The following is a 25,702-nucleotide window of genomic DNA, read 5'->3' as shown; positions in this document are numbered from 1 at the left end:
TGGATATGTGTTTTTTTATTGCTGAGAAAGGGAGTGTTTTATTCAGTTTAAGAAACTAGGAGAGTGATATAAATGTTTACAACTTTTAATGTATTCCTCATGATGTTAGGTACTGTGTCTGTTTTTGCTATCTTAGGGGTTCTTTACAGTCGCGGCAAAGTAGATGGAATGGATCAATTTCTCACTGCCAGGGGTACCGCAGGCAAAAAAATGCTTTCGGCTACGTTATTAGCATCTTTCTTAGGCGTGTTTATGCTGTTTACTCCTCCCGAAGCAGGGATTTTAGGAGGAATTCCTGCGGTAGTAGGTTATTCTATAGGTGTAGTAAGTCTATATATAGCGTTTATGGTTCTGAGTCCTAAGGTTAAAGAATATATGCCTACGGGGAGTACCCTTACAGACTACGTACTTAAAAGGTATGGGCACAGAATGTACTTGCTAACTATTGTAGTGGCTCTGTTTTATATGCTTGTGCATTTAGTAGCTGAGTTAACAGCCATAGGGCAAGTAGCCTTTGAACTTGCGGAAGTTCCCATGCTTTATACGGCTTTACTAGTAGGATTAGCCACTGTAATATACACTGCCTATGGTGGATTACGGGCATCTATTTTTACAGATATGGTTCAGATGGTGTTTGTTATAATTCTTTTGATAGGTGTTACAGTAGGAGTTGTGTACTATGGGGGTGGAATAAATAACATTCACAGCCAAATAACTACTTACTCTCCGCAACTACTTAGTTTTAATAATTGGGGGGGCATCCAGTATGGGCTGACATTATGTATAGCTGTTTTTGTATCTAACCTATTTCATCAAGGGTACTGGCAGAGAATATATGCAGGTAAGGATAATAAAACCCTTAGTAAGTCACTGATGACTTCGACAATAATAGTATTCCCTATAATGATATTAACTGGGGTACTAGGGATTGTAGCTGCAGGTTTCAATCAAGGTAACAATCCTTCAGTAGCCCTTTTCTCACTTGCATATAGTATTTTTCCTGCAGGGCTTATAGTGGCGTTATTTTTATTGGCTCTAGTACTTGTTATGAGTACTGTTGATACCCTTATGAATTCAATAATAGCGACCCTTGCAAAAGATAGTAAAAGGCTGTTTAAAAACACCAAAGAAGAAAAGCTTCTAAGGATTGCTAGGATAGCTACAGTTATTATGATTTTACCTGTTGCCCTAGTCTCAGCTAGGGGATATAGTGTGCTTTACCTATTTTTTGTGGCTGATCTAGTTTGTGCTGGTGTGTGTTTTCCACTATTTTTTGGCCTTTACTCTAAAAAATGTACAGAGAATATGGCTTTGATTTCGTCAGTACTAGGTATCATATCAGGAATACCGTTTTTTATAGCAAATCAGCTACTATTGAGCTTTACAGTTCCTATTATTGTTTCCGCATCAATATGTTTGTTGGCAACAAGACTGAGTAAATCAGAGCTAATTAAAGGTATAGAAGTATAACCTATATAGTAAGAAACAAATAAAAACAGACATCCTAAGGTAAATAAATTCCTTAGGATGTCTGTTTTTTACTTGTGCATATTAAGCTTTGTTTACAGAACCGAAAAGTTCCATCTTTTCCTTTACTATAGCTTTAATAGCATCAACACCAGGAGCAAAAATCTTGCGTGGGTCAAAGCCTTTACCTTCTAAGTCTTTACCAGCTTCAATGTATTTTCTAGTAGCAGCAGCAAAAACTAACTGACACTCAGTGTTAACATTGATTTTAGCAACACCAAGGGAAATAGCTTCTTTAATCATAGCATCAGGGATACCAGTTCCACCGTGAAGAACTAGTGGCATCTCACCTGTTGCATCCTGAATTTGAGCTAATGCATCGAAGTTAAGACCTTGCCAGTTTTCAGGGTATTGACCATGAATATTACCGATTCCTGCTGCTAACATATCAACTCCAAGGTCAGCGATTTGCTTGCACTCTTTTGGATCTGCAATCTCGCCGGCGCCTACAACACCGTCTTCTTCTCCACCTATGGAACCAACTTCAGCTTCCACTGATATTCCTTTAGAGTTAGCGATGGCAATTATTTCTTTAGTTTTAGTTATATTTTCTTCGATAGGGTAATGAGAACCATCGAACATAACTGAAGAGAATCCTGCCTCAATAACTTTTTTAGCACCTTCATAACTACCGTGGTCTAGGTGAAGAGCAACTGGAACAGTTATGTTAAGTTCTTCTAACATACCATTTACCATACCTACAACAGTTTTGTAACCGGCCATGTACTTTCCAGCACCTTCGGAAACACCTAGTATTACGGGGGAATTGTTCTCTTGTGCAGTTTGAAGAATTGCTTTAGTCCACTCTAAGTTGTTGATGTTGAACTGACCAACAGCATATTGGCCTGCCCTAGCATCTTTTAACATTTTGCTCGCTGAAACTAACATATGTATTACCTCCAAAATTAGGATTTATTAATAGATTTGAAACTTCAGTTTTTTAATCTATCATTATATATTATATACTTTAATGACTAAATGAAAAAGTAAAAAGTGAAAAAAATAATATATTAATATTAATGTAAAGTAAAGGAAAAATCGTACCTAGGGTAGAATAATCTAAGAATACCCTTTATTGACTTAGGGGGAAAAATGATATAAAATCAGTTCAAAGTAATGCACTATCCTTAGAAAAAAAATAATTTAAGGTGTTGAACCAATTAGTAGTATAAAAATGAGTTAGGTATATTGGTGAACGGCTTGATTTGTATAGGATACAGTTTTTTATTATGTCAGTAACTAAATATATTCTTTATATAAAACGCACTAAAACAACGTGAAGAATTGATTAGGGGGAATACCATTGGAAAGAACAGTTAGAAAACCATTATATAGGCCTAAGTACCCAGTTCAATCCCTAGAAAAAGCATTGGAGATTATTGATATACTGGCCCAACAAGACACAGACCAAGGTCTGGGAATAAGCGAATTAAACGAAATTTTAGATTTGGGTAAGAGCACTATTCACAGGCTACTGGACACTTTAGTAGCTTATCAATATGTTGAAAGGCTCGAAAATAATAATTACCGATTGGGATGGGGTCTGTTCCAAATTGGCAGTGCACTACCTAGACAAAGAAGAGTTGAAAAGCTTGAGGTTAAGGCTCTTAAAGATATAAGTAATAAGTTTCAAGAGACAGTTAACCTAGGAGTTAGGGGAGGAAATGATGTAATAGTTGTTTCAAAAGTAGATCCTGACACTAATTCAAGGGTTAAAATTGATTCTCATGTGGGTGAAATAGAACCTATCTACGCAACAGGGTTAGGTAAAATATTATTTGCTGAATTAGATGAAGATACAGTTCGTGAAGTAATAAAGAATGTCGACTTTAAAAAATATACAGAAAACACCATAACTAACGCTGAAGACTTTCTTAAAGAGTTAAGAAAGGTAAAAGAACAAGGATATGCAATAGATAACGAGGAGTACTTTATGGGGCTTACATGTCTAGCAATGCCCATAAGGGGACATGAAGGTGAAGTGGTTGCAGCCCTGAGTGTAAGTGGACCCACCTTTAGATTTGGCGTTGATAAAATAATGACATTAAGGGAAGAATTAAGTAAAGAGATACTTCAGATATCAAAACATTTAGGTTTTGAGTCTAATAAATAATAAGGTATAATAGAACTTAAACTAAGAGTGACTTCAGAATTTCTGAGATCACTCTTTTTTATTTAGCTCCCCATAAAGAACTTTTATGATTTCCATAAAATATTTGTCGAAATATATTAAAAAAATTCATAAAACCCCTTGAAAATTAATAAATCATAAACTATAATGAAATTGCAGAACGATGGTTCTAATTTAGAACAACCATTCTATAAAATGATATACGACCAAAATTAGAGATAAGACAAAGACAAAAAAAGGTGGTGTCTTAAGTGGATGTAAAGGCATTAGTTAGTAACTTGAAAGAAGAACTTATAAATTTGAGAAGGGATTTCCATAAATATCCCGAACTTGGGTTTCAAGAGTTCAGAACACAAAGAGTAGTTGAAGAATATTTAAAGCAATGTGGCCTAGAAGTTGAAAAAATGGCTAAGACAGGAGTAGTAGGATTGCTTAAGGGGGACAACCCTGGACCTACCTTGCTACTAAGAGGGGATATGGATGCACTTCCAATGACTGAAGAAGCAGATGTTCCATACAAATCCCTAAATGAAGGAGTAATGCACTCTTGTGCTCATGATGGGCACGTTGCTATGCTACTAGTTGCAGCTAAAATTTTAAGCTCTAACAAAGACATGCTTCATGGAAACGTTAAGTTTGTTTTCCAACCTAATGAAGAAGATGCAGGAGCAAAGTTTATGGTTGAAGAGGGTGTATTGCAAAACCCAACTGTCGACGCCTGCGCTGCCATCCATTTATGGACACCCATTGAAGTTGGGAAAATAAGTGTTTCAGAAGGGGCCGTTATGGGTGCCCATGAGAACTTTAAAGTAAAGATTAAAGGTAAAGGTGGACATTCATCTTCACCACACAACGCTATTGATCCAGTTTTGATTGCCTCACAGGTTATTGTGGCTACCCAAGCTATAACCACTAAAGAGATTAACGCCTTAAAACCTACGGTAATCAATTTTTCAATGATACATGGGGGAACTGCTCCTAACATTATCCCCGAAGAAGTAGAATTACAAGGAACACTAAGATACCTATATGAAGGAGGACCTGACACGCCAGAGAAGCCAAGGAAACGTATGGAAAGAATTATAGCTGGTATTTGTGAAACATTTGGAGCCAGCTATGAGATGGAGTTCATACCTTGTAACTTCCCAGTTGTTAATGACGCTAAAATGGCGGGATTTGTAAAAGGTATAGCTGCTAGTATTGTAGGACAAGAAAACATTGTCCCATATGTTACCATGGCAGGTGAGGATTTCTCCGAATTCACAATAGGAATTCCATCTACACTATACTTCGTAGGTGCAGGTAATGAAGCAAAAGATGCTCACTATCCACATCATCATCCAAAATTCAATATAGATGAGGATTCGTTAAGCATCGGAGTAGAAATGCATGTTAGAACAGCGTTAGAGTATTTGTCTCCCAAGAAATAAGAAGTTATTAAAAAAAAGGGCGGAGGGAAGCAATGTCTATATTAAAAAAAGTTGATCAGATTTTAAGTAAGCTAGAAGCATTTATTTTAAGTTTTGGTGTAATTGCAATGTCATTACTTTTGATTGGTAACGTTATAATGCGTGCAGTATTTAACAACTCATGGTCTTTTGCTGAGGAAATAGGTCAGTTCATGGTTGTAGTTGTTACATTCGTTGGTATTAGTTACGCTACCCGTAAAGGTAAACACATAAGAATGACTGCAATTTACGACATGTCATCTTTCAAGGTAAAAAAGATTCTAACACTGATAGTTTCTTTTGTAACAATGGTAGTTATGTTCTATTTCGCTTACCTAGGACTAAGGTACACTCTAATGGTAGCAAGTAGAGGACGTGTAACACCGGCTCTAGAATGGGCCAGATATGTAGTAGTTATGTTCTTCCCAATTGGATTTTTTATGGGTGGAGTTCAAAATCTTGTAAACTTCGTGCTTAATGTAATCCATAAAGATGAGATTTACTCCGGTAATGAAGGACCAGATAAAGAAGCAGAAACTTTTGCTGACTTAACTGGGATAACAACTTCAGAAGAACTATAAAAAATCCACTAAAAAAAGGGGGAAATGATAAATGGTCTTATTGTTAATGTCAATACTAGTTATCTTTATGTTGCTTAGTTTTCCATTAAAAGTATCCTTGCTTTTAAGTCCACTGGCAGTAGTTTTAGTATTTATGCCTGAGATCGATCCCGTATTCTTAGTACAACAGATGGTATCAGGGGTTGAAGTATTTGTTCTGTTAGCTGTTCCGATGTTTATATTTGCTGCTGATATTATGTGTACAGGACAAACAGCAGACAGGCTACTAGACTTTGTTGAAAGATTTATCGGTCATGTTAGAGGTGGTTTGGGTATAACCACGGCAGCAGCTTGTACATTCTTTGGTGCTATATCTGGCTCGACGCAAGCGACAGTTGTTGCAATCGGTAAACCTATGCAAAAAAGATTGATAAAAGCAGGTTATGCAGAAAAAGATATTTACTCACTGATTATTTCGTCAGCTAATATAGCACTGCTTATTCCACCAAGTGTTGTTATGATTATGTATGCAGTTATGACAGGTGTTTCCGTATCAGATCTATTTATAGCAGGTATCGGACCTGGGCTTTTAATACTTGTTTTCTTCGCAGTGTATAACTTCTTTGCTGCTAAAAAGAACAATATTCCTGTTGCACCTAAAGCAACTTGGGCAGAGCGCTTACATGCATTTAAAAGAGCAATTCTTCCTATGGGTTTTCCAGCAATCATTATCGGTGGTATTTACACAGGTCTATTTAGTCCTACAGAAGCAGCTGCAGCCTCGGTATTATATGCATTTATCCTTGAAGTATTGATTTTCAAATCAGTAAAGATAAAAGATATTCCAAGTATAGCATTATCATCTGGTATGGTTACATCAGTTGTATTCGTACTAGTTGCCGCAGGTATGGGTTTCTCATGGGTAATATCCCTAGCTAGAATACCTCAAATGATAAGTGCATCAATCTTAGGTACTGACCCTTCAGCATTATGGATACTATTTGTAGTAACAATTTTCTACTTCATTGGATGTATGTTTGTTGATCAACTTGTTGTTATTATCATATTGGCTCCAATATTTATTGGACCTGCCATAGCAGCTGGAATTGATCCATTACACCTTGGTATTATCGTAACTTTACAATCTGCAATTGGTGCAGTTACACCACCTTTTGGTTGTAACATCTTTACAGCATGTGCAGTGTTTGACAAATCTTACTCACAAGTTGTTAAAGGTTTAGCGCCATATATGATAATGTTTGTTATCGTATCAATACTAATGATCTTTTTCCCAGAAATTGCTTTATTTACTACAAGGTTTTTATAAAAGTTTTGCTATAAAAAAAGGGGGACTAAAATGCGAGCCTTTAAACTTATATCTATATGTTTAGTATTATTAACTTTAACCTTTACTGCAGGTTGTGCAGAAATCGTAGATGATGGTGTAACAACATGGAGAATTGGCCATGAAGAAGTTGTTGGCGGTGTTATGGATGAATTTGCTTTAGAATTCAAAAGACTTATTGAGGAAAGAAGTAACGGGTCTATAGAAGTGGAAGTATACAGAACTGGTGAAATTGGAAACCACGTAGACCACGTAGAATTTATTCAAGAAGGGCTATTAAACTTTGCCATAGTAAACCCAGGTAGTAGTTCAACAACTGTACCTGAAAACAATATTTTTTACAACCATTTCTTACTGCCTTCCGATGAAGAGGACATTAAGACAATGCTAGATGAATCTCAAGCTATTAAGCGTTTAAACGAAATAAACAGAGAACATGACATGAATGTACACAGCTGGTTTGTGGAAGGTTTTAATGTTTGGACAACAAACAAAGAGATTAGAACACCAAAGGACTTTTCAGGTGTTAAAATTAGGACCATGCAATCTCCATTAATTATTGCCAGTTATAGAGCATATGGTGCAAACCCAACTCCAATGCCTTACATGGAAGTTTACAGTGGATTACAGCTAGGTCAAATTGATGCGCAGGTAAATCCAGTGTTTGCAATTGAAGAAATGAGTTTCTATGAGGTTCAAAGATATATTATTTTATCTAACCAAGATGCTTTCGTTGCAGCAATGGTTTCTAACGTTGATTTCATTGATAGTTTAGATGCTACAACAAGACAAATGGTAGAAGAGGTAATTGCAGAAGTAACAGACCATATCTTCGAATTCCAACGTAACTTAAATAAAACTAGACTTGATAAAATAAGGGAAGTTAGTGATATTAAAATAATAGAGCTAACAGACGAAGAAAGAGAATTATTTAGAGATGCAAGTGTATCAGCAAGGCAAGTATTTAGAAATTCAGTTGGGACAAGAGGTAATGAAATCTTAGATCTTTTTGAAGCTGAGATCCAAGAGCTTTTAGACAGTAAATAAAACTTTTAAAAATATATTATTAGGAGTGAATATAAATGCTGGCGTTTAGTCGTGAAGAGTTTCAAAATCGCGTAAAAAATGTTAAGGCTAAGATGGAAGAAAGAGGTATTGAAGTATTACTAGTAACTGACCCTGCTAATATGTGCTATATCTCTGGCTACAATGCATGGTCATTCTATGTACACCAAATGCTAGTTGTTATGCTAGATGAAGAAGAACCTATCTGGATTGGCCGTGGTATTGACCAACTAGGTGCTCAAAAAACAACATGGTTAAAAAGAGAAAATATCATCCAATACGGTGATGACTATGTTCAAAACGAAATAAAACATCCAATGAACTTTATCGCTAATGAGCTTATAAAAAGAGGCCAAGGCAACAAAACTGTAGCTGTTGAAATGGATAACTACTACTTCACAGCAAAATGCTACATGGAGTTAAATAAAAGTTTACCAAATGCAAGTTTTGTAGACGCAAAAGAGCTTGTAAACTGGGTGAGAATTGTAAAGTCTGAAAATGAAATCACTCTTATGCAGCGTGCGGCTAAAATCAGTGAAATCGGCATGGCAGATGCAATAGCTAAAGCTGAAGTAGGTATAAGAGAATGTGACCTAGCTGCTGAGATCTATCGTTCTTACCTAACTGGTACAGAAGAATTCGGTGGTGACTATGCTGCAATCGTTCCTCTAATGCCTTCTGGAGAAAACACAGGTGCCTGTCACTTAACTTGGACTGATAGAAAGTATAAAGAAGGGGATGCAATTATCCTTGAATTAGCTGGATGTCACCAAAGATATCACTCTCCTATGGCTAGGACTATATTCCTAGGAAAACCAACTGACCAAATGCAAAGAACTGCTGATATCGTAGCTGAAGGTATCAACAAAACTTTAGACTTCATTAAACCAGGTGTAACATGTGAAGAAATAGAAGCAACTTGGGCAAGTGTTCTAAGGAAGTATGGTTTAGAAAAAGAGTCCCGTATAGGTTACTCTACAGGACTTAACTTCCCACCAGACTGGGGCGAGCACACAATAAGCTTAAGACCTGGCGACAAAACTGTTGTTAAAGAAAACATGACATTCCACGTGATACCTGGTATGTGGTTCGACGATTTCGGTTTCGAAATCAGTGAAACAATCAGAGTTACAAAAAATGGCTGTGAAGCTTTAGCTAACTTCGAAAGAAAACTATTCGTTAAATAATAATTTGAAATATAAATACTTGATCTAGGAGGAATTTTAACATGAAAATGGACAGAAAAAATCTTTCATTTAATACAAGAGCAATTCATGCTGGTAGTGAACACTGCCCAACAACAGGAGCACACGTTGCACCAGTATACCGTACTTCCACTTTCGTAATCGAAAACGTAGAAAGAGCAATCAGAATTGGATATGGTGAAGAAAAAGGCTACGCTTACGGTAGATTTGGCAACCCAACTGTAGACGCACTTCAAGAGAAAGTAGCTGCTCTAGAAGGAGCAGAAGCTGCTTTAGCTGCTGCATCTGGTATGGCTGCTATCACAACTGCTCTTATGGCTAACCTTAAGGCAGGAGATCACTTAGTAGTAGGAGATATCATCTACGGGTGTACTTACGGATTCGTAAGAGACTTACTACCAACTTACGGTGTTGAAGTAACAATGGTAAACACCACTGAACCAGAAGCTATTAAAGCTGCTATGAAACCAAACACAAAAGTTGTATATATCGAGACTCCATGTAACCCAGTTCTAAGAATTACTGACATTCAAGCAGTTGCAGACATTGCTCACGAAGGTGGCGCTCTACTATTTGTAGATAGCACTTATGCAACTCCATACCTTCAAAGACCACTGGAGCTAGGTGCAGACATCGTTTTACACTCTGCTACTAAATACCTAAACGGTCATGGTGATGTTGTTGGCGGTATGATCGTAGGTTCTCAAGAGCTTATGGATAAAATCAGACAACCATACCTTGAGTGGTTTGGTGGAATCATCTCTCCAATGGATGCATCTGAAATCTCTAAAGGTATCAAAACCCTTGGACCAAGAATGGAAATTCACTGTGCAAACGCTCGTAAAATCGCTGAGTTCTTAGACGCTCACGACATGGTAGACGAAGTTCTTTATCCAGGACTTAAATCTCATGCACAACATGAGCTTGCTAAAAGGCAAATGAAAGATTTCGGTGGTATGATGAGTTTCAATGTTAGAGGTGGATTTGAAGCTGGTAAATTACTAATGAACAGCGTTAAACTAATCAGCCTTGCAACTTCTCTAGGTTGTGTTGACTCTCTAATCCAACATTCTCCATCTATGAGCCATGCCGCACTTTCTCAAGAAGAAAGAGAAGCAGTAGGTATCGCAGAAGGTCAAGTAAGAATTTCTGTTGGTATTGAAAACGTTGATGAGTTAATTGCAGATCTTGATCAAGCACTTAACCATGTTAAAAAAGAGCTAAACCTGTAATATAACAAAAAAGACAAAGTCCCTCCTTTTACTAGGTGGGATTTTTGTCGTTGCCAAATGTAACACCTTAAGCAATAATGTTATTTGAAATTTACTCAAAACATTGTAATGTTTAACATAATTAGATAAACTATAAGAATAAACCATAAGCTCATGCACTTAAATAGAAACTAAAATCATAAGGAGATTGGTATAATGAAAATCAAGGATTTTGGCATTGAAATATGGATGAATGCCCGTGAAGGTGATTGTATTTATAATCTTGCACAAACGTGTGTTGAACCATTTAATGTTGAAGAACTTTTAAGTCTATCTGGTGAAAAAGAAGAAATTATTAATGACATATTAAAAATGAAACTTAACTACGGTGAAATCGATGGCTCAATCAGGCTAAGAAGTGCCATAGCAAAATTATATAAAGAAGTAGACTTTGAAAATGTTATGATAACCCATGGTGCAATTGGGGCAAATTCCCTTGTGTTTCAGACATTACTAGAACCAGGGGACACAGTCGTAACTGTTATTCCTACATATCAACAACACTACTCCCTACCAGAAGCCCTAGGTGCCCAAGTTAAGACGGTAAATCTAACGGCAGAAAACAAATACCTTCCTAATATAGAAGAGCTTACGGCACAGATGAATGATAGAACAAAGTTGATTTGCATAAGTAATCCCAACAATCCCACTGGATCTTTAATGGATAAAGAGTTCTTGCTAAAAATAGTGGAAATCGCTAAAGAGTATGATGCATATATATTGTGTGATGAAGTATACCGAGGACTAACCCATGAGGGTGAAAGCTTTACAGAATCTATTGTTGACCTATATGAGAAAGGTATCAGCACAGGAAGTATGTCTAAAACATTTTCCCTAGCAGGGCTTAGAATTGGTTGGGCTACAGGACCAGCTGACCTCATTAAGAGTTTAAGTAAACGCAGAGATTACAACACCATTAGCTGTAGTATGGTTGATGACCGTTTAGCAGCTGTTGCTCTAGAGAATCTAGATAAAATTATCCATAGAAATCTAACCTTAGTAAAAGAAAACATAGAAATACTTGATAAATGGATTAACAGTGAACCTAGACTATCCTACGTAAGACCTAAGGCAGGAACCACTGCTTTTGTGAAGTTTGATCTTGGGATGACATCAGAAGAATTCTGTGGCAGACTGCTAGAAGAAAAAGGAGTGCTACTTGTTCCAGGAAAGGCACTAGACATGGAAGGATACGTGCGCATTGGCTATGCAGACAGCCCAGAAAAGATAAAAGCAGGATTAGAGAAAATTTCAGAGTTTATAAGTGGATTATAAGACAAGGGTCTCCCTTGTCTTATGCTTATTAACACTAAGCATTATAATATGACATGCAAATATCCTAGTGGCCTCAAATAACAAAATATAAGCTAACTAGGTAAGAATAAAAAAAATAAATCCATCTAAAGGAACTTCTCAAGAGATGATTCTAATATTGTTGTAATTTGCAACTTAAAAGGGCAAAAAAATAAGTAGCCAATTTGTTTGTTTCATACAAATTGGCTACTTACCATACCCTAATTCTATTTGAAGCTATACATGATCCTGATCTAATACTAATACATCCTTTCAATCCGTAACAATAACTTACTAACAGTTTAATAAATCATCTTACTTAATAAATGGTCTAGCATAAATCATTTTCTAACTTAAACCTAACTAATAAAATCCGAAGTACTATTTTGGAGGATAGTGCTTATTGCTTAGTGAACACTCTAACTATCAGTAAATGCAAAAAGGTAATGGTTTAAAGGTAATAAAAAAACCCACAATTCTTAAATCTAACTACTGAATACCAAATACAAAATACTTGATAAATCGTAATAAGTGAATTAGGGTATGTGGAAGAGTTTTGCTCTTCTTGATTTTATTATAGCACATTATACTAAAAAGTAAAAGGTAAAATTTCACAATATTTGCTAGAATTAAATATATTTAAGTAAAAATTAATGTTTTTTTAATGTAATTTTGAAGGAGAAAAAAGTATATTTGTAGAAGGTGAAAGAAATACAAAAAATATATAAAGGTGAAGGTGAACATTATGATAGAGTTACAAAACTTAACTAAAAGCTATAGTGGCGTAGAAAAAGCAGTTGACACCCTTAACTTAACCATTCCAGATGGAGAAATATTTGGTTTTTTAGGTCCAAACGGTGCAGGTAAAACAACAACAATAAAAATGATAACAGGGATATTAAAACCTGATGAAGGAAATATCAAAATAAATGGTTTAGATATTTTGTCAGAATCATTAAGGGCTAAGAAAGAATTTGGATTTGTACCTGACAGTCCTAATATGTTTCTGAGGCTAAAAGGTATTGAGTACTTAAACTTCATGGCTGACGTATACGATGTTCCTGGAGATTTAAGGTTAGAGAGGATTAATTTGATGGCTAAGAGGTTTGAGATGACTAAGGCCCTCGGAGACAAGATTCAAAGTTACTCCCATGGTATGAGACAAAAGATAATAGTTATGGGGGCATTGATTCATGAACCCCCAGTCTGGATTTTAGATGAACCTATGACAGGTTTAGATCCCAGGTCTTCCTTTGTACTAAAGGAAATGATGAAAGAACATACTCAAGCTGGTAAAACAGTGTTCTTTTCAACACATGTATTAGATGTGGCTGAGAAAATATGTGACAGGGTAGCCATAATAAACAAAGGCAAGATTTTATTTTGTGGCAAACTAGATGAGATGAAGGACCATTTTAAAAGCAATGAGTCCTTAGAAAAAATATTTTTGGAGATGACACAAAGTGAATAAAACTATATTATTAACCAAAGTGCTCCTCAAAACTAGTTTAAGTTCTATAACAGGAACCGGAAAAAAGAAAGATCGTACAAACATGTGGATGCTAGGGATTGTTGCTGTAAGTTTACTACCAGTGCTTATAGGGTTGATCACCTTTATATCAAAGGGTTATGATCTTTTAAATCCATTGCAGCAAACGGGTATTATATTGAGTCTAGGTATAGTGGCAAGTGGGTTTGTTATATTTTTCTTTGGTATTTTCTACGTAATCTCAACATTTTACTTTTCCTTAGACATAGAAAACCTTATCCCACTACCCTTTAAACCGTCGCAAATTATAGCTGCAAAGTTTATTGTAGTAGTGGTATATGAGTATATTGTAGAGTTATTGTTTTTAGGGCCAATTCTTGTGGTCTATGGAATAAAAAGTTCAGCAGGACTTGTTTACTATATATATGCACTATTGACATTTTTGGCACTTCCAGTTATACCTCTGGCCTTTGCTTCAATAATAGTTATGATCTTAATGCGATTTGTTAATATTGGAAAGAAAAAAGACTTGTTCAAATTACTTGGAAGTTTCCTAGCTATAGGTATTGCAGTGGGTGTAAATATAGCTATCCAAAAATTTGCCAATAATGCACTAGATGAAGAGTTTATATTAAATGCCCTTATAGAGGGTAATAACTCCTTTGTTCGCATCATTAGCAATCTATTTCCAGGGCTCAGCTATGCTGCAACTGGTCTTAGCCAAAGCAATACTATGTCTGGGTTGTATGATATACTGATATTTCTTGCCATGACTTTCGGGTTATTTGCACTATTTATAGTCCTCGGGGAAAGATTATACTTTAAAGGGGTTCTAGGAATTTCTGAGTCCGACTCTAGGAAGAAGGAACTTACAAACGCTGAAATGGCTAAAAGTTCTGCTAAAAATTCAGCTTTAAGAACCTATGTAGCTAAAGAGTTGCGTGTGTTATTTAGAACACCAGCTTTTCTACTAAACTGTGTAATTACAAACTTCCTATGGCCTGTTTTTCTTCTGATACCATTGTTAAGTGGCTCTAGTGATTTAGGAGCTCTACCAAACTTAGGCGATTTAATTGCTAAAAACAATGCTGAACCCTTGGTTATAGCCATAGGCTTTGCAGCTATAATATTTGCTTCATCATCTAACGGAATAACTGCCACAGCCATCTCAAGAGAAGGGGATAATTTTTTTACCAATAAATATATACCCCTAAGCTATACTAAGCAAATAACAGGTAAGATAATACCTGGTATAATACTGTCCACAGTTGCTAGCTTACTATTACTCATAGTTACAGTGTTCTTACTCAGTATTCCACTGTATCTAGCTATGATTATATTTGTTTTGGGTATTTTGGGTACACTTATGAGTTCAATGCTTGGGATTGTTATAGATATATTTAACCCAAAATTGGTATGGGATAATGAGCAAAAGGCAGTTAAGCAAAATCTCAATGTTTTGTTTCACTTGCTATCTGGAGTAATAATTGCAGGACTTACTATTTTGCTAGTTGTGTTACGCTCTCTGAGTTTTGCTACAACAACTGCATTAATAATAGGATTTACTGGAGGAATAAGTATTTTACTATATAAATTTCTCACCACAAAAGGGGTGCAGGTTTACGGAGAAATCGTAGACTAATTAAAATGTTAAAGAAGGTACTGTAAGAATAGTACTTTCTTTTTTCATAATAGAGGGAAATAAATAAAGAATAATAGTATGAAGCTTAAAGGAAACCGTCCAAGGCAGGGAGAGATAACTTAGAAGGTTAGATCCCTACAAAACATATAAAAAAAGAGACTAACTATAAAAAATATCTGCTATTACTAGGAGGAGATGACATGAATATAGTAGACTTATCACAAACCATTCGAAATAATATGCCTGTGCACCCCTATGACGGGCCTGTTCAAGTAATTCAGGATAAAGAACTAGCAAGGGATAAATACAACAATACACGTATAGAAGCTGGTATGCATGCAGGAACCCATGTGGATGCACCAAGGCATTTCCTCGACAACCCTAAGTATATATGTGACTATAACCTAGAGAGCTTTATTGGCAATGGATGCTTGTTGGATGTTAGGGGGGAGGAAATAATAACACTGAAAGATGAATATAGTGGCAAAGTTCAAACAGGTGATATAGTATTACTTTATACAGGTCAAGGGCCATACTTTGGTAAAAAGGGTTATTACGACGGCTTTGAAAATCAACCAACCATGGACCTAAAGCTTGCCAACTTCTTCATAGATAAGAAGATAAAACTTTTAGGGGTGGATATGGCATCACCTGACAATATGCCCTTTAAAATTCACAAAGCATTGCTAGATCAAGATATATTTATCATGGAGAATCTAACAAATCTTGATATGCTACTAGCTGTACCTAAATTTGAAGTTATAGCTCTTCCCCTAAAAATCGAAGCAGAAGCATCAATAGTGAGAGCTATTGCTAGATATTGATATAAGATGTAAACAAGACATTACTCCATTATGATATAATAATGGAGTATTTTTTGTATCAAAATGCCATAGGATTACTCTATTTCTTATATAGAAAGGAAGAACCAAATGAAAGAAAAAGTAAATGCTTTGATAATTAGTAAAGAAGATAGTGTTGCAGTGGCTATTACCGAGCTTAAGTCAGGAGATACTGCAACATTTGTAGTAGACGAAAAAATAATAGAAGTTAACATAATTCAAGATATTCCTATCTATCATAAATTTTCGGTCCTTGAATTATACAAGGATGATCTTGTATACAAATATGGACAAGTTATCGGTAGAACAACGGAGCTAATTATGAAGGGCCAGCATGTCCATACACACAATATTGTAAGCGCTAATGAAGTAACAGATCACATCTAGAGGAGGGGATAATATGAACTTTTTGGGGTACAAAAGACCCGATGGAAAAGTGGGAGTAAGAAATCATGTGTTGATTTTGCCTACCTGTGCATGCTCTAGTGAAACATGTAGAATGGTTGCAGCCCAGGTTCAAGGAGCTACCAGCATAGTTAACCAAAATGGTTGTGCTCAGGTAAAGGGAGATTTAGAGCTTACAAAGCAAGTATTGGCGGGCATTGCTGCAAACCCAAATGTCTATGGGACTGTCCTTATAGGCTTAGGATGTGAAAATGCACAACCCAATGATATGGAGGAACTTATAAAGTCAAAGACTAATAAACCCCTTAAGAAACTTGTCATTCAAGAAGAAGGTGGTACAAATAACACAATTAAGAGGGCTAAAGAATTAGCTAATATAATGGTACAAGAAGCAGCTAAAGTCAGAAAAGAAGAATTCCATGTTTCGGAGCTTATTGTAGGAACAGAATGTGGCGGATCTGATCCAACCTCAGGAATCGCTTCTAATCCTGTTGTTGGGAACTTAAGTGACAGGCTTGTTGATTTAGGTGGATCATCCATTTTAAGTGAAACAACAGAATTTGTTGGTGCAGAACATATCTTAGCCCAAAGGGGAGCAACTCCCGAAATTAAGGAGCAAATCCTTCACATAGTAAAAAGATATGAAGACCATATCAAAGCTGTAGGAGAAAGTTTGAGGGAAGGTAACCCAGCTCCAGGAAACAAAGCTGGTGGTATAACAACCCTTGAAGAAAAATCCTTGGGTTGTATTCATAAAGGTGGGCATAGACCCATTGTAAAAGTAGTGGAATATGCAGAACACCCAAAGAAAAAAGGCCTAGTGGTTATGGATACACCAGGATATGATATCGCGTCAGTTACAGGAATGGCTGCAGGTGGATGTCAGGTGATAGTATTTACTACTGGAAGGGGAACACCTACAGGAAATGCCATCGTGCCAGTAATTAAGATTACTGGGAATAAAATGACCTTTGAAAACATGAAAGACAACATGGATTTTGATGTAAGTCCAGTTATCCAGGGGGAAAAAACCATAGAAGAAATGGGTGAAGAGTTATTGGCTGAAGTAGTAGAAGTAGCCAGTGGTAAAGTTACAAAGGCAGAAACCTTGGGTTTTAACGATACTGCAATAAGCAGACTTTGTAACTATGTATAAGCAATTAATTGTGATGAATGTAAGATTGAGAGCATTAAAGTGTTAAAAAATTTAATTTAGTTGGTTAAAGTATTATTGCAATTTAAGAATTCCCGAATATTTAAAGCATAAACATTAATAAAAAGCTTTAAATACCGGGGAGGAGATAGGATGAGTATTGATTTAGTAAATATATATAGACAATTATTTCGCTTAAAACCACCAAACTATGAGGACGGGAATTGTATGGAAGTAGTTGGCGAATTATATTTGCTAACAGACGACAAAATACTCTACGATCATCTATTTCTAGAGCTAGAACCAAAAAGATGCTGTATACCCTATTATCATGATGAATCTAGTGTCATTGCAGGAAGAAGTGCCGGAACTGTAGAAGCCATATTGTTTTATGACAAGAGATACAAGGCTCACTACACCACTAAAAAACTTTATAAGCTGATACTAGCGGCTTTTGAGAACGAAATGGACCTAAAATCATTTATACAAATCATAGTAAAGAATCCAATTGAAGTTGATTCTGTAGTTGATGAAACAAGCTGTGAGCAATATGAACTATGCTGGGATGCATTTTATAAGACACAATCAGATCTAATACCTAAGGGTAAGGTACAATTTGAAGAAGGAGCTAGCACAAGCCTATCTCAAGAAAGAGAAGGTCTACTTGAAGAAGTGGAGTTAGAATTAGATGAGTTCGGGTATTCAGTTCAGCTGCCTGAAGAAGAGAGGTGGTACATTCTTAGAGAAGCAGTTGAGATAATAGACATTGAATCAGTGGTCAGAGATTTAAACTTGCTAATGGAAAACTATGGTATTGAAGATAAGAAGGACATTTTTAAGCTTGAACATGACTTGAAAAAAATAAGAAGATATTATTAGAGTAAGCCTCGAGCAATCGAGGCTTATTTCACTGGGGACGGTAAAATGTTTATAGACTCTTAATAGAGTTTTAGGGAAGGGTAAAACTATGATGGTAAAACACATCCCATATTGATATATTTATTACGAATTAAATATGAATTGGAGGATTTTGTAAACTATCGTCGAATATTTAAATAGTTAGAATTAACCAAAAGCTTATTTGGGGGAGTGATACAGTGGAAAGTTTAAATGGGGAAAAAAGTATTATACAGCCCAAAATTGATTTTTCCGGAGATATCACAGTTAATCAAGGTGCACATATCTTTTATACATATACCAATGAAAAAAGATATATAAATAATGCCGTTGCCTTTATATCAACTGGTTTGAGGCTAGGTCATGCCATTGTACTTCAAGAAGATTCCGTTAGATATGCAAAAATTATAGACAGGCTCATAAAGACTGGTCACCATAAGTCTTTACTTGATGAGGAAATACATTTCGTAGATAAGAACGAATTTTATATGGTGAATACAGTTTTTGATTGTGATCTTATACTTGAAAATCTAACATCAATAATTAAAGCATTACTAGCTAAGAGAGAGTGTGTGAGGACATGGGGAAACCTTCTGTGGAAGGAACATCCTGAATTATTGTACAAAGTGAAAAGGTATGAAGAAAAAGCAGATAAACTTACTAAAAAACAAAACACCTTATCTGTTTGTGCCTATGATGGTAATATATTGTCATCCAAAGCCCAGCTAGAGCTTATGAAGAGCCACCAATACATAATGACTGACACAGAATTATTCACGTCTTTTTTATATAATAAAAATGCATCAGTACCGCTGATGCCACTACAGGAGAACATTCAAGAATCCGTAGAAGAGCTGGAAAAATACAAGGAAGTTGTACAAAGGCTTGAGAAATTTGAAATAGTCTCTCAAATGGCATCAAGTATAAGCCACGAAGTAAGAAACCCTATGACAACAGTAAGGGGGTTTTTACAACTGCTTAGGAATAAAAAAGAGTATAAAAATGATTATCAGTATTTTGATTTAATGATAAGTGAACTGGATAGAGCAAATTCCATTATCACTGAATTTTTATCACTGGGTAAAGAGAAAAAAACCCATTTGCAAGTGCAAAATCTTAATATTATCATACAAAATTTAGCACCTTTAATGAATGCTAATGCTGTTGAATCAAGTAAAAGCATTAGGCTTGATTTAAAAGATATCCCTCCCATACCTATAGACAGCGAAGAGATACGTCAAGTTCTTCTTAATCTAGTTCAAAACGGATTAGATGCCATGCAAGGAGCAGGAGAAGTAACAATAAGTACATATATTGATGATGATGACGTGGTACTTTCAGTTAGTGATCAAGGGGAGGGAATATCTCAAGAAGTACTTGGGAAGATTGGGACTCCCTTCATTACAACTAAAGATAAGGGAACTGGGTTGGGTCTAGCCACTAGCTACGCAATTATAGAAAGGCATAGGGCAACAATAGAGCTTAAAACTGGAGAAAATGGCACCACTTTCTATATACGCTTTGCCCCATATCTTTAGAATTAAACCACATGCATAAGTAAATGATTGCTTTTATAGTTGTCAAAAAAATAAATTATATATTCATTGACAATATCTCTACTACTTGGATATAATGAGAATAGTTCTCAAGTTGGTACACCCCGAACGGGGTGTAAGTTTTTTAAGGATTAATGAGAATTATTATCATTGATTAGAGGAGGGGAATTAATGAGTATTGCTTTATACACTTGTTGCTCACAACCTTGTAACGATTCGAGATTTATTCAGATAGTGGAGATGTTAGGACCTGTACTTTTTAGAGCGAAACCTGCTGAGATAGTGAACTTTCCCAAAGGCAGTAAAATGGCAGATGCCCGAAAAGAACAGATTAAAGAAATGGTTGATAAGGGTGGAAAAATTCAATACAGAGAATTTACTACATGCCATGGTTGCACTAAACTGCTATTTTTTGATATTTACATGCTAGAGGCAACACTAATGGATGAAGAAATATATCTATTTTTACAATTCTTAGACTACCCCCTAGAATTTAATATAGAAACATACCTAGACATCCTTATAACAAAAATGAAAAAAGGTGAAATGCCCCACGAGATTGGTATTTTTCTGGGTTATCCATTAAAAGATGTGATGGGTTTTATGGGTTACTCAACATCGAAACTAACAAAAATAAATGGGTGGAAGGTATACGGGGACCCTCAGCAGTCTGACGAGCTATACAACAAGATATCTACAGCTAGGGCAAGATTTAAAGAGCTCTTGAAGATACATCAACCAGAGAATATTCTATCTGTTATTTAAACACTTACAAAAAACACTGTTAATAACTTATAAAGAAGGAGAAATGGCATCTTTAGCAGAAGAAGTAATAATTACATTTTTTAGGAGTGTTTATATGGCAGACAGAGTTCTTGTTAGAGGGGGAAGAGTCCGTAAAACTTTTAAGTACACTATTATTACAGTACTTTCTTTAGCTGGACTACTTCTTATGGTTTCCGTATTTTATAGAAGTGGTTACGTCTTGGATTTTCTGGGTATCCATATTGATAATCCGTTGAGCAGAAGAGTTACAGTTCCAGAAAGCTACTCTCAAGTGGACGCAAATAATAATGGGATTGCTGACCCAATAGACATAGTAAATGCTGCAAGGAAGGAAGTTGAGCAGAGAACTACATATAAAAGTGTTTACTATGCAGGTGGCTATCCACCAGATGATGAAGGTGTATGTACAGATGTCATTTGGAGGGGATTATTGGCTGCAGGCATAAATTTAAAGGATCTAATGGATGAAGATATAGCAAATAATATTGAACTGTATCCTCGAACCAATGGAAAACGTGAACCAAACATAGATTTTAGAAGGGTAGGGAATCAGTATGTATTTTTTGAAAGATATGCTGAGACCCTTGCTACCGAAGTAATTCCTGGGGATATAGATAATCTAGAACAATGGCAACCAGGGGATATAGTGGTTTTTGAAGGGTTAAAGCACGTAGCAATTATTTCAGATCGCCGCGCAAAAGATGGGACTCCTTACATTATTCATAACAGTCCACCCTATGCAAGCGAGGTTAAACTTAAATCTTACAATACACCCATTGAAGGACATTATAGATGGAGGTATGAAGATTAGTGAGAAGTAGCAGAATCAACTGCTACTTTTTTTACGTATTATACTTTGTTCATATAAAGCAGCACCTTGATAAACCTTTAAGAATTATTACAAAATTCTGTTCAATGGTGTAATAATATGGTAATATAATAATGTAATTACTAATATAATTAAGTTCAAAGGGGGGGATGAATATCTAACTAAGTAATTGCAAATAAAATTATTAAGGGGGAATTTTCGTGGATTTATTAACTCGATTTCCGTGGTTATCACTGTTACCTTCATTGTTAATTATTTTCTTAGCATGGAAAACTAAGCAGATATTATTATCACTAATAATTGGTGTTTTTACAGGTGCTCTTATTCTATATAATGGTAATCCATTAACTGCATTTTTGCGTACCACCGATACTTATGTACTTGAATCCATGGCAGATGGTTGGAATGCTGCTATCCTTATAGTGATTTTAGCCTTAGGTGGAACTATAGGTATTATAACAAAAGCTGGGGGGGCTCAAGCTATAGGTGATACTATAGCTAAAAAAGCTAAGACAGTAAAAAATGCAAAACTTGCTGCATGGTTACTAGGTCTTGCTATATTCTTTGATGACTACTCAAATACCTTGATTGTTGGTAACACAATGAGACCAATAACAGATAGAATGAAGATTCCTAGAGAGAAGCTTGCATATATCACTGATACTACAGCTGCTGCAGTTGCAAGTCTTGTACCTATTTCAACGTGGATAGCCTATGAAGTGGGTTTAATTGAAGGTGTATTCAGTGACTTAGGAATCTCCGAAAATGCATATCATACATTCCTAAAAACTATTCCGTACAGTTTTTATAGCATATTTGCTATCATTTTAGTGTTACTGGTTATTGTAAAAGATAAAGATATGGGATCTATGTATGACGCCGAAGTAAGGGCATATAAAGAAGGAAAAGTTATAAGGGAAGGGTCTACGCCGTTAGCTTCTAAGGAAATATCAGAAATGGAAGTTATGGGAAAAGGTATTACTTGGATTCAAGCCTTTATTCCAATTATTTGTATAGCTATTTTCACCATGATTGGCTTATGGTATGACGGTGGTGGAGCAGATGGAGCAACACTAAGTGAGGCCTTTGGTAATGCGGACTCAAGTATTGTTCTCATGTGGTCAGCCTTCGGAGGCACCATTATAGCAGGATTTATTGCAGCAGTATTTGGTAAGATTAAAATTACTGATGTGGTGGATTCCTGGGTAGAAGGGACTAAAGCAATGGTTATAGCTTGCCTAATTCTAGTGTTGGCTTGGTCAGTTGGAGCAATTACTTCTGACTTGAAAACAGCAGAATTCATCATAGGGATAGCTGAAGGGAATTTACCTGCCTTTATAATCCCTGCCATGATTTTTGTTATAGCTGCATTTATATCATTTACAACAGGTACATCGTGGGGGACTATGGCTATACTTATGCCACTGGCCATTCCTTTAGCTCATAGTTTAGGTGGGGAAATGCTACCTACCATAGCAGCAATCTTAACTGGAAGTATATGGGGAGACCATTGTTCACCCATATCAGACACCACCATTATGTCCTCTATGTCATCTGGTAGTGACCATATAGATCATGTACAGACACAGCTGCCATATGCCATAACAGGTGGCGTCATAGCCCTAGTAATAGGTTTTATACCAGCTGGTTTTGGGGTCCCATGGTTTGTTTCTCTACCTATAGGGGTTACGGCTACCTATCTAGTCCTTAACTTCTTTGGTAAAAGTGTAGACCCTAAAGACTTAGATAAATTACAACAAAATAAAGCAGCATAAAAGATAAGAAGGTGTAATTGTGTTTAAAAACGTAATAACTAGAAAACCAAGTAAATCTATGGTTCATGGTATCACCACTGTAAACCTAGGAAAACCTGATTATGAAAAAGCACTTTTGCAACATAGTGAGTATGTAAAAGCACTAAAAGGCTGTGGAGTAAATACAATAGAACTTGAAGCAAACGAAGACTACCCAGATTCATGCTTTGTTGAAGATACAGCTCTGTTGACAAAAAAGTGTGCCATAATCACTAACCCAGGTGCCGAAAGCAGAAAAGGTGAAGAAAAAGAGATTAGCGAAGTTTTAAAGGATTTTTATGATAACATAGAGGTTATAAAAAATCCAGGCACCGTAGAAGGTGGAGATATCATGATGGTGGGGGATCACTTTTATATCGGTCTATCTGCTAGAACCAATGAAGAAGGGGCTAGGCAGATGATCTCCTTCCTTGAAAAGTACGGATATACTGGAAGCACTGTTCCACTCAAAGAATTCCTCCACTTAAAAACTGGTGTATCTTATCTAGGGAATAACAACCTCCTTGCAACTGGGGAGTTTCTTGATAGCACTGAGTTTAGGGAGTTCAATATTATCGAGGTAAGTAAAGATGATGATTACTCAGCAAACTGTATATGGGTCAACGGTAAGGTTTTAGTACCTAAAGGCTTTAAAAATACTAGAGATGCCATAATAAAAGCAGGTTACGATGTTATTGAATTGGATATGTCTGAATTCCAGAAGCTTGATGGAGGACTTAGCTGTTTATCCCTAAGGTTTTAGTGGCTGTTGAAAAGCTAGGATCTCACTTCGTTACTTCAAAAAACCCAACAACCTCACGTATTATTATACGCTCCGATGTTGGGTTTTTCTTGTGCTTCTGACCTACAGACTTTTGAACAGCTCTCCAACCCCCACCCCTAACATATAGCCCTAAAAGTGCTATAATAAATGTAACTATCTAACAAACCTGAGGTGATATTGTGAAACGATTTGATGAACGGGATACTATCTTTGCTAGGTTTTCTTATAAAGAGGGGAGTCCTGAGTACGAGGATTACTATAAACGAAACCCTGACATTAAAGAAGCAGATGATAAGATGAGGCAACCACCTTTCCCATATGGTGAAGGAACAGCTACTTTTACTCCGCTAAATTCTGCTATAGCTGGTGCTACATTTAGATTTTTAGCTGATGTAAGTAAGTTTTCCGAGGGTGAGATAAATCCTCAGAAGGTAGAAATTGAACCTGCTGTTATTACAAAAAAGCTCAAAGGATTAGCTAAATTCTACGGGGCTCAACTGGTGGGAGTTACTAAGTTAAAAGAGGAGTATTATTACTCCCATAGGGGAAGGAAAGCAGAAAATTACGGTGAAGAAGTGCATAACATACACAAATATGCTATTGTCTTTGCAACGGAAATGGACAAGGATATGATAAACAGAGCCCCTTTAATAGGTGAGGGAATCGAAGTCACTAAAGGTTATGTAAATACTGCAGTCATAGGTATGATTTTGAGCTACTATTTAAGGGAATTAGGCTATAATGCTAGAAATCATATGGATGGTAATTACTTATTGATAGCTCCTTTGGTAGCAGAAGCAGCTGGATTAGGACAGATAGGAAGAAGTGGAATTCTAATTACCAAAAAGTATGGTAAAAGGGTTAGACTAGGCGTGGTAACAACTAATCTAGAGCTATTGATAGATGAAAGGGAGGACTTTGGAATAACACAGTTCTGTGAAATTTGCGGTAATTGTGCCATGGTATGTCCAGGAAAAGCTATACCTAAAGAAAATAGAAAAGAGATTGATGGAGCCCTAAGATGGAAGATTGAACCTGAAAACTGTTTTGATATTTGGAAGAAGGTTGGGACAGATTGTGGTGTATGTATATCAACATGCCCTTTTTCCCAAGGGGTTGAAGGTGACCTGGTTGAGAAAATGAAAGGGCAACCAGAGCTGATGGAAAGAATTTTTAAGGAATTTAAAGAAAAACACGGTACAAGAACCTTTAATTCATCTCCCCATGAATGGTTATAAATAATAAGTATATTTACCCATATAAAAAACCATACTATACTAGAAAAATATAACCTAGGGAGGAATAGAAATGGTAAGAATTTGCCCAGACTGCTGTAATATTGACATCGACAAGTTAGAAAAACTAGGACTAGAAATCGTCGAAGAGTGTATTGGTGTATGTGGAACTGAATTTGTGGCCTATGTAGATGATGAACTAATAGAGGCTGATAGCGAAGGCGAGTTAATTGAAAAGATTGAAAAGGCCACCTAGTGAAACCTCAGAACATTTTACTAAAATGGCATATAAGGGAACAAAGGGAAGCTAATTTATACAAGGAAATCTAATAGAAAAGGGCTTCGCATCAAATGATGTGGAACCCTTTTTGCTTTAGGTAGAATAGCAATAGCAGGGATAAGTGTATTCAATATAGAATATATCCTATATAAGCCTAAGAGGGGTG

Annotated in this window: 23 protein-coding genes; 22 read left to right on the top strand and 1 reads right to left on the bottom strand. The window is 36.1% G+C overall.

Annotated elements, in window-relative coordinates; translation table 11 throughout:
• Positions 1-72 precede the first annotated feature (72 nt).
• The gene (locus HYG86_RS07890; protein WP_213168637.1) at positions 73-1,470 is read left to right on the top strand and encodes a sodium:solute symporter family transporter; all 1,398 of its coding nucleotides are present in this window, start codon (positions 73-75) and stop codon (positions 1,468-1,470) included.
• Between the two features lie 81 nt (positions 1,471-1,551).
• On the opposite strand, the gene fba is transcribed toward HYG86_RS07890, so the two are convergent.
• Entirely contained in the window at positions 1,552-2,415 is an 864-nt protein-coding gene (fba, locus tag HYG86_RS07885; RefSeq protein ID WP_213168635.1) for a class II fructose-1,6-bisphosphate aldolase, read from the bottom strand.
• Between the two features lie 415 nt (positions 2,416-2,830).
• Between fba and HYG86_RS07880 the strand changes: the two genes are divergently transcribed.
• From HYG86_RS07880 to HYG86_RS07780, 21 genes are all read left to right on the top strand, one after another.
• Positions 2,831-3,640, top strand: coding sequence for an IclR family transcriptional regulator (locus HYG86_RS07880; protein WP_213168633.1), 810 nt, complete (start codon positions 2,831-2,833; stop codon positions 3,638-3,640).
• 269 nt (positions 3,641-3,909) lie between these two features.
• Positions 3,910-5,088, top strand: coding sequence for an amidohydrolase (locus tag HYG86_RS07875; RefSeq protein WP_213168632.1), 1,179 nt, complete (start codon positions 3,910-3,912; stop codon positions 5,086-5,088).
• 32 nt (positions 5,089-5,120) lie between these two features.
• Positions 5,121-5,687 (top strand): TRAP transporter small permease, encoded by a 567-nt coding sequence (locus HYG86_RS07870; protein ID WP_213168630.1) that lies wholly within the window; start codon positions 5,121-5,123, stop codon positions 5,685-5,687.
• 31 nt (positions 5,688-5,718) lie between these two features.
• Positions 5,719-6,993, top strand: a complete 1,275-nt coding sequence (locus HYG86_RS07865; protein ID WP_213168628.1) for a TRAP transporter large permease — start codon at positions 5,719-5,721, stop codon at positions 6,991-6,993.
• A gap of 30 nt (positions 6,994-7,023) precedes the next feature.
• Positions 7,024-8,058 (top strand): TRAP transporter substrate-binding protein DctP, encoded by a 1,035-nt coding sequence (gene dctP, locus HYG86_RS07860; RefSeq protein WP_213168626.1) that lies wholly within the window; start codon positions 7,024-7,026, stop codon positions 8,056-8,058.
• 35 nt (positions 8,059-8,093) lie between these two features.
• A complete protein-coding gene (locus HYG86_RS07855; RefSeq protein WP_213168624.1) occupies positions 8,094-9,263 on the top strand; it encodes a M24 family metallopeptidase in 1,170 nt (389 codons plus the stop codon).
• A 41-nt stretch (positions 9,264-9,304) separates the two neighbouring features.
• The gene (locus HYG86_RS07850; protein WP_213168622.1) at positions 9,305-10,513 is read left to right on the top strand and encodes a trans-sulfuration enzyme family protein; all 1,209 of its coding nucleotides are present in this window, start codon (positions 9,305-9,307) and stop codon (positions 10,511-10,513) included.
• 195 nt (positions 10,514-10,708) lie between these two features.
• Positions 10,709-11,827 carry an aminotransferase gene (locus HYG86_RS07845; RefSeq protein WP_213168620.1) on the top strand — a complete coding sequence of 373 codons (1,119 nt, stop codon included), beginning with the start codon at positions 10,709-10,711 and terminating at the stop codon, positions 11,825-11,827.
• 763 nt (positions 11,828-12,590) lie between these two features.
• A complete protein-coding gene (locus HYG86_RS07840; protein ID WP_213168619.1) occupies positions 12,591-13,316 on the top strand; it encodes an ABC transporter ATP-binding protein in 726 nt (241 codons plus the stop codon).
• Entirely contained in the window at positions 13,309-14,976 is a 1,668-nt protein-coding gene (locus HYG86_RS07835; protein ID WP_213168617.1) for a putative ABC transporter permease subunit, read from the top strand. Before HYG86_RS07840 ends, HYG86_RS07835 begins: the two co-directional genes overlap by 8 nt.
• Positions 14,977-15,176: 200 nt before the next feature.
• Positions 15,177-15,800 (top strand): cyclase family protein, encoded by a 624-nt coding sequence (locus HYG86_RS07830; RefSeq protein WP_213168615.1) that lies wholly within the window; start codon positions 15,177-15,179, stop codon positions 15,798-15,800.
• 108 nt (positions 15,801-15,908) lie between these two features.
• Positions 15,909-16,205 (top strand): UxaA family hydrolase, encoded by a 297-nt coding sequence (locus HYG86_RS07825; protein ID WP_213168613.1) that lies wholly within the window; start codon positions 15,909-15,911, stop codon positions 16,203-16,205.
• A gap of 13 nt (positions 16,206-16,218) precedes the next feature.
• The gene (locus tag HYG86_RS07820; protein WP_213168611.1) at positions 16,219-17,379 is read left to right on the top strand and encodes a UxaA family hydrolase; all 1,161 of its coding nucleotides are present in this window, start codon (positions 16,219-16,221) and stop codon (positions 17,377-17,379) included.
• A gap of 150 nt (positions 17,380-17,529) precedes the next feature.
• Positions 17,530-18,255 carry a hypothetical protein gene (locus HYG86_RS07815; protein WP_213168610.1) on the top strand — a complete coding sequence of 242 codons (726 nt, stop codon included), beginning with the start codon at positions 17,530-17,532 and terminating at the stop codon, positions 18,253-18,255.
• A gap of 218 nt (positions 18,256-18,473) precedes the next feature.
• Entirely contained in the window at positions 18,474-19,811 is a 1,338-nt protein-coding gene (locus tag HYG86_RS07810; RefSeq protein WP_213168608.1) for an MEDS domain-containing protein, read from the top strand.
• 189 nt (positions 19,812-20,000) lie between these two features.
• Positions 20,001-20,594 carry a DUF3793 family protein gene (locus tag HYG86_RS07805; protein WP_213168606.1) on the top strand — a complete coding sequence of 198 codons (594 nt, stop codon included), beginning with the start codon at positions 20,001-20,003 and terminating at the stop codon, positions 20,592-20,594.
• A gap of 94 nt (positions 20,595-20,688) precedes the next feature.
• Positions 20,689-21,426: a DUF1287 domain-containing protein gene (locus HYG86_RS07800; protein ID WP_246451923.1), complete on the top strand. Its 738-nt coding sequence runs from the start codon at positions 20,689-20,691 to the stop codon at positions 21,424-21,426.
• A gap of 218 nt (positions 21,427-21,644) precedes the next feature.
• The gene (locus HYG86_RS07795) at positions 21,645-23,219 is read left to right on the top strand and encodes a Na+/H+ antiporter NhaC family protein (protein WP_246451922.1); all 1,575 of its coding nucleotides are present in this window, start codon (positions 21,645-21,647) and stop codon (positions 23,217-23,219) included.
• A gap of 19 nt (positions 23,220-23,238) precedes the next feature.
• Positions 23,239-24,000, top strand: coding sequence for a dimethylarginine dimethylaminohydrolase family protein (locus HYG86_RS07790; RefSeq protein ID WP_213168605.1), 762 nt, complete (start codon positions 23,239-23,241; stop codon positions 23,998-24,000).
• A gap of 200 nt (positions 24,001-24,200) precedes the next feature.
• Positions 24,201-25,259, top strand: coding sequence for a 4Fe-4S dicluster domain-containing protein (locus HYG86_RS07785; protein ID WP_213168602.1), 1,059 nt, complete (start codon positions 24,201-24,203; stop codon positions 25,257-25,259).
• Positions 25,260-25,329: 70 nt separating this feature from the next.
• Positions 25,330-25,512, top strand: coding sequence for a YuzB family protein (locus HYG86_RS07780; protein WP_213168600.1), 183 nt, complete (start codon positions 25,330-25,332; stop codon positions 25,510-25,512).
• Positions 25,513-25,702: the final 190 nt, after the last annotated feature.

Origin of the sequence: Alkalicella caledoniensis (assembly GCF_014467015.1) — a bacterium.
GTDB lineage: Bacteria > Bacillota > Proteinivoracia > Proteinivoracales > Proteinivoracaceae > Alkalicella > Alkalicella caledoniensis.
This window is presented reverse-complemented; position numbering and strand designations above follow the sequence as displayed.

Excerpts from the sequence above, each read along its gene's own strand:
- HYG86_RS07890 (WP_213168637.1), top strand. The coding sequence starts at position 73 with ATGTTTACAACTTTTAATGTATTCCTCATGATGTTAGGTACTGTGTCT.
- fba (WP_213168635.1), bottom strand. The coding sequence starts at position 2,415 with ATGTTAGTTTCAGCGAGCAAAATGTTAAAAGATGCTAGGGCAGGCCAA.
- HYG86_RS07870 (WP_213168630.1), top strand. The coding sequence starts at position 5,121 with ATGTCTATATTAAAAAAAGTTGATCAGATTTTAAGTAAGCTAGAAGCA.
- HYG86_RS07865 (WP_213168628.1), top strand. The coding sequence starts at position 5,719 with ATGGTCTTATTGTTAATGTCAATACTAGTTATCTTTATGTTGCTTAGT.
- dctP (WP_213168626.1), top strand. The coding sequence starts at position 7,024 with ATGCGAGCCTTTAAACTTATATCTATATGTTTAGTATTATTAACTTTA.
- HYG86_RS07855 (WP_213168624.1), top strand. The coding sequence starts at position 8,094 with ATGCTGGCGTTTAGTCGTGAAGAGTTTCAAAATCGCGTAAAAAATGTT.
- HYG86_RS07850 (WP_213168622.1), top strand. The coding sequence starts at position 9,305 with ATGAAAATGGACAGAAAAAATCTTTCATTTAATACAAGAGCAATTCAT.
- HYG86_RS07845 (WP_213168620.1), top strand. The coding sequence starts at position 10,709 with ATGAAAATCAAGGATTTTGGCATTGAAATATGGATGAATGCCCGTGAA.
- HYG86_RS07840 (WP_213168619.1), top strand. The coding sequence starts at position 12,591 with ATGATAGAGTTACAAAACTTAACTAAAAGCTATAGTGGCGTAGAAAAA.
- HYG86_RS07830 (WP_213168615.1), top strand. The coding sequence starts at position 15,177 with ATGAATATAGTAGACTTATCACAAACCATTCGAAATAATATGCCTGTG.
- HYG86_RS07825 (WP_213168613.1), top strand. The coding sequence starts at position 15,909 with ATGAAAGAAAAAGTAAATGCTTTGATAATTAGTAAAGAAGATAGTGTT.
- HYG86_RS07820 (WP_213168611.1), top strand. The coding sequence starts at position 16,219 with ATGAACTTTTTGGGGTACAAAAGACCCGATGGAAAAGTGGGAGTAAGA.
- HYG86_RS07815 (WP_213168610.1), top strand. The coding sequence starts at position 17,530 with ATGAGTATTGATTTAGTAAATATATATAGACAATTATTTCGCTTAAAA.
- HYG86_RS07805 (WP_213168606.1), top strand. The coding sequence starts at position 20,001 with ATGAGTATTGCTTTATACACTTGTTGCTCACAACCTTGTAACGATTCG.
- HYG86_RS07800 (WP_246451923.1), top strand. The coding sequence starts at position 20,689 with ATGGCAGACAGAGTTCTTGTTAGAGGGGGAAGAGTCCGTAAAACTTTT.
- HYG86_RS07780 (WP_213168600.1), top strand. The coding sequence starts at position 25,330 with ATGGTAAGAATTTGCCCAGACTGCTGTAATATTGACATCGACAAGTTA.